Origin of the sequence: Nocardia sp. CC201C (assembly GCF_030010695.1) — a bacterium.
GTDB classification, from domain to species: domain Bacteria; phylum Actinomycetota; class Actinomycetes; order Mycobacteriales; family Mycobacteriaceae; genus Nocardia; species Nocardia otitidiscaviarum.
Map to the genome: position 1 here is coordinate 1 of NZ_JASCXP010000556.1, position 3,797 is coordinate 3,797.

At 68.4% G+C, this 3,797-nt stretch carries 5 protein-coding genes; 2 read left to right on the forward strand and 3 right to left on the reverse strand.

All coding sequences use genetic code 11. The features are described from left to right. Window positions 1–690, reverse strand: a 690-nt coding sequence (locus QK444_RS33885; RefSeq protein ID WP_282786099.1) for a hypothetical protein, incomplete at its 3' end; no start/stop codon positions are given. A 112-nt stretch (window positions 691–802) separates the two neighbouring features. On the opposite strand from QK444_RS33885, the gene QK444_RS33890 reads away from it, so the two are divergent. Then, on the forward strand, window positions 803–1,342 hold the full coding sequence (locus tag QK444_RS33890; protein ID WP_282786100.1) for an NADAR family protein: 540 nt from the start codon (window positions 803–805) through the stop codon (window positions 1,340–1,342). Window positions 1,343–1,345: 3 nt separating this feature from the next. Here the strand turns inward: QK444_RS33890 and QK444_RS33895 are convergent, their stop codons facing one another. Further along, the gene (locus tag QK444_RS33895) at window positions 1,346–2,173 is read right to left on the reverse strand and encodes a helix-turn-helix domain-containing protein (protein WP_282786101.1); all 828 of its coding nucleotides are present in this window, start codon (window positions 2,171–2,173) and stop codon (window positions 1,346–1,348) included. A 93-nt stretch (window positions 2,174–2,266) separates the two neighbouring features. Between QK444_RS33895 and QK444_RS33900 the strand changes: the two genes are divergently transcribed. Further along, window positions 2,267–2,809, forward strand: coding sequence for a YceI family protein (locus QK444_RS33900; protein ID WP_282786102.1), 543 nt, complete (start codon window positions 2,267–2,269; stop codon window positions 2,807–2,809). A 4-nt stretch (window positions 2,810–2,813) separates the two neighbouring features. Here the strand turns inward: QK444_RS33900 and QK444_RS33905 are convergent, their stop codons facing one another. Then, on the reverse strand, window positions 2,814–3,350 hold the full coding sequence (locus tag QK444_RS33905) for an NUDIX hydrolase (protein WP_029929401.1): 537 nt from the start codon (window positions 3,348–3,350) through the stop codon (window positions 2,814–2,816). Window positions 3,351–3,797: the final 447 nt, after the last annotated feature.

Sequence of the window (3,797 nt, forward strand, 5' to 3'; positions counted from 1 at the left end):
CACCTCGCAGGCCCAGCGCGCATGGCCGGTGCGCAAGTACGGCAACAGTTCCGGCACGGCCGGTGCGGCCGCCGGACCCCACGCCGTCAAGGCGCGCAGGAGCGGGCGCAGGGCGCTGTGGTAGCCCTCGGTGGCGAGGCAGGTGCGGATGCCCGGCAGCAGCGCGTCGGCGAAGTCGACCAGGGGAGTCAGGACGTGGTCGATATCGAAGGGGTCGCGGAGCATGCCGATGCGGCCGCTGGTCAGCCAGTCGCGCACGGTGTCGATGGCGGCCCGGTGGCGCAGGCGCGACAGTGCGAGAGTGACCGAGCCGAAAGAGCTCTCATGTCCGAGCGCGGCGACCATGACCGGTACCAGCGGTGCGAAATCCTGGCTTGGTTCCGTGCCCGCGACGGCCGCCAGCACCCCCGCCGCATCATCGCTGTGATAGTCCGGATCGGCGACACAGCGGGCCAATTCGGCGAGCAACTCGGGTTGCGAAGTCCGCCACTGCATCAGGATCTCCGAGGTGAGCGCGACACCCACCGACCGCAGTTCGGGATCGCCGGCGGCGAAGGAGGTCTTGGCCAGTTCGACGGTATCCGCGAGCGGCATCACCATGGCGGTGCGCGCGACATTGGGATCCGTTCTGGCCGTGGCCAAGAGCCGGAGCAGCCACGAGCTCAACATCACTCCGGTCTCTTGCGTCATGGATCGTACGTTACCGTTTCGTGATAAATACCGCGAGGTGGCTGCCTCGCGGTAAGGGGCGGGCGAATAATGGTGGGCAAGGTGTCGGCCCGGTCGGATACCGTTGCGCGATATGAACAGGGCACGGTTGATCGCGGAGATGTCGGCCGGGGCGACGCCGGAATTCCTCTACTTCTGGGGCCATACGCGGACGCCCGGGCGCGAGGTGGGCCGCTGGGTGCTCAGCCAGTGGTGGCCGGTCGAATTCCCGGTGGACGGCGTGAGCTACCGTAGCGCCGAACATTTCATGATGGCCGAGAAGGCCCGGCTGTTCGGCGACGCGGAGATGCGGGCGCGGGTGCTGGCCAGCGCGACGCCCGCGGACGCCAAGCGGCTCGGGCGCGCGGTGAGCGGATTCGACGACGCCACCTGGCTGGCTCGTCGCTACGACATCGTGGTGCGCGGCAGTATCGCGAAATTCGGTGCGCACGAGCCTCTTCGGGACTTCTTGGTGGGTACCGGCGACAAGGTGCTGGTGGAAGCCGCGCCCCGCGACACCATCTGGGGGATCGGGCTCGGCGCCGACCGTCCGGAGGCGGCCGATCCGGCGTCGTGGCGAGGGGAGAACCTGCTCGGCTTCGCGCTCATGGAGGCGCGGGCCGCACTGCGCTGACACCTACTCGTTGACCAGGCGCAGGCTGGGTGTGTGCGCCCGCTTCCGGTCCACCAGCCACACCATCAGGCCCTGGTCCAGGGTGGGGCTCATGGTTTCGATCTCCACCTCGGTATCGCCGCGTTCGGGATGGTTCAATCGCATGATGCCCGTGCGGTGTTCGATGACGCGGTGCGAATGCCAGCGGTGGGCGAATTCCGGATACGACCGCAGGGCGGCCACCACGGCGTGCAACTCGGAATCGTCGGTCCAATGCGCACAGGCCGAGCGCAGCGCCGAGATGTACATGTCCGCGACCTCCGGCCAATTGCGAATATGCTGTGCCGCAGCGGAATTACCGAAAATGTAGCGCGCCAGATTGCCATGGTTGGACTCGTCAAGCAGTCCCAACGGGGTCGCGAAATCCCGCCAGGCCGGATTGCAGGCGAGAATGTTCAATCGCCGTCCCACCAGCAGCGCCGGTGTCGGATGCAGGGTGTCCAGGACCGCCTGCAAGGTCTCGCTCACCCGCTCGTGTGCCTTCCCGGCGGTGGGGCAGGCGGCCGGTTCCATGCCGAAGGTGATGCGCAGGAAATGCTGTCGTTCGGCGGCGGTGAGCCGAAGCGCGTCCGCGAGCGCCGCGAGCACGCTCGCGGAGGGATTGGTGTCGCGCCCCTGCTCCAGCCGGGCGAGGTAGTCGACGCTCACCCCGGCGAGCGCGGCCACCTCCTCCCGGCGCAGACCGGGGGTGCGGCGGCGTCGGCCGGGTGGTAGGCCGACCTGCTCGGGCTGCAACTGGGCCCGGCGGGCCACCAGGAATTCGGCGAACTCGGACTGTGCCACGACAACCATGATGCCCGGTCCGATGGTTGTTATCCCCGCCCTGTCAGTCCCAGGACCAGCACGGTGTGGTTACCGGACCGGAGTCCACTTAGCGTTTCCGGTATGACGACTTCGACGCAGCCCACCCTCGCCACCGGTGCCTGGACGCTCGACACCGCGCACTCCTCGGTCAATTTCACCGTCCGCCACCTGGGCATCTCCAAGGTTCGCGGCCGGTTCAACCGCTTCGAGACCCAGTTCGTGGTGGACGAGACCGGTGCCGCCGCCGTCTCCGCGACCATTCACCTCGATTCCTTCGACACCGGCAATGCCGACCGCGACGCCCACGCCCGCGCGGCCGACCTGCTCGATGTGCAGTCCCGGCCCACCCTCACCTTCAAGGCCCTCGAACCACTGCGCGTCACCGAGGACTTCCAGGTCACCGGCGAGGTCACCCTCGGTGGTGTGACCGCCCCGGTCACCCTCGACGTCGAATGGGGCGGCCTGCAGCCGTTCCCGCAGACCGGCGACAACCACATCGGCTTCACCGCCACCGGCACGCTGAAGCGCACCGATTTCGGCGTGGCCACCGCCATCCCGTCGGCCATGATCAGCGACAAGGTGGCGATCGAGTTGGACATCCAGCTCATCGAGCCGAAGGCGTAAACGCTCAGCGCGTGCGCTCGTGGAAGAGGAGCAGGGTGTAGGCGGCGACGGTGTCGGCGTCGATGATCACCCCGGAGCTGATCATGGATTCGAGTTCGGCCCGGGTGAACCAGGCCGACCGCATATCCTGCTCCTCCACCTCCCGCTCGTGCGGGCCCTCGGTCAGATCGGTGGCCAGGAAATAGTGTCCGCGATTGCTGCACACGGCCGGGGCGGGGGCCAACTCGCCCAGATACGTCATGGTGGCGGCCCGTAGCCCCGTCTCCTCCCGCAGTTCCCGATGCGCGATCTCGATCGGTTCGGCGGCGGTGGCGCGATCGGGCAGCGATCCGGCCGGAAACTCCCAACTCCGCCGCCCGAGCGGATACCGGTACTGCTCGACCAGGTGGAACCGTTCCCCGTCGCGCGGCACCACGATCGCGAAGTCCGAACGATCCACCACGCCGTAGATGCTGGTGCTGCCGTCGGCGCGCCGAATGGCGTCCTCCCGAACCGTCATCCAGGCATTCGAATAGACCTCGCGCGAATCGATCGTCTCCATACCCGACGATCCTGCCGGACGAACGGCGACCCCCGCCGCTGCCCCGGTATTCGGGGGCTCCCGACTCGCCCGCCCGCCCATTACCGTCGCCCGCGTGGGGTCACGGCCCCGCGAGGTCCGGCCGCACTGCCCGGTGGCCGGGATATGGCCTGGGCGTGTGCTTTTCGGTCCCGAACGAGCGGTAGAGCGCCGAATCCGGAAAGCGCCCGCCCAGGCCGCCCGAGCGCTCCGGTTCGGCGCGCCTGCCCAACGCGCTGGGCTGGCCTGCGTCATGCCGGCACGTGCCTGCTTCGCGTGATGTGCGCTGTCTGGGCGTCATATGTGCAGTCTGGCGTGGTGTGTGCTGCCGCAGGTGAGGTGCACTGCCGCAGGTGAGGGTACTGCCACGGGTGAGGGCACTGCTGCGGGTGAGGGCACTGCTGCGGGTGAGGGCACTGCTGCGGGTGA

Bases quoted from the DNA above. Each gene is read 5' to 3' on its own strand.
- QK444_RS33890 (WP_282786100.1), top strand. From the start codon at position 803: ATGAACAGGGCACGGTTGATCGCGGAGATGTCGGCCGGGGCGACGCCG.
- QK444_RS33895 (WP_282786101.1), bottom strand. From the start codon at position 2,173: ATGGTTGTCGTGGCACAGTCCGAGTTCGCCGAATTCCTGGTGGCCCGC.
- QK444_RS33900 (WP_282786102.1), top strand. From the start codon at position 2,267: ATGACGACTTCGACGCAGCCCACCCTCGCCACCGGTGCCTGGACGCTC.
- QK444_RS33905 (WP_029929401.1), bottom strand. From the start codon at position 3,350: ATGGAGACGATCGATTCGCGCGAGGTCTATTCGAATGCCTGGATGACG.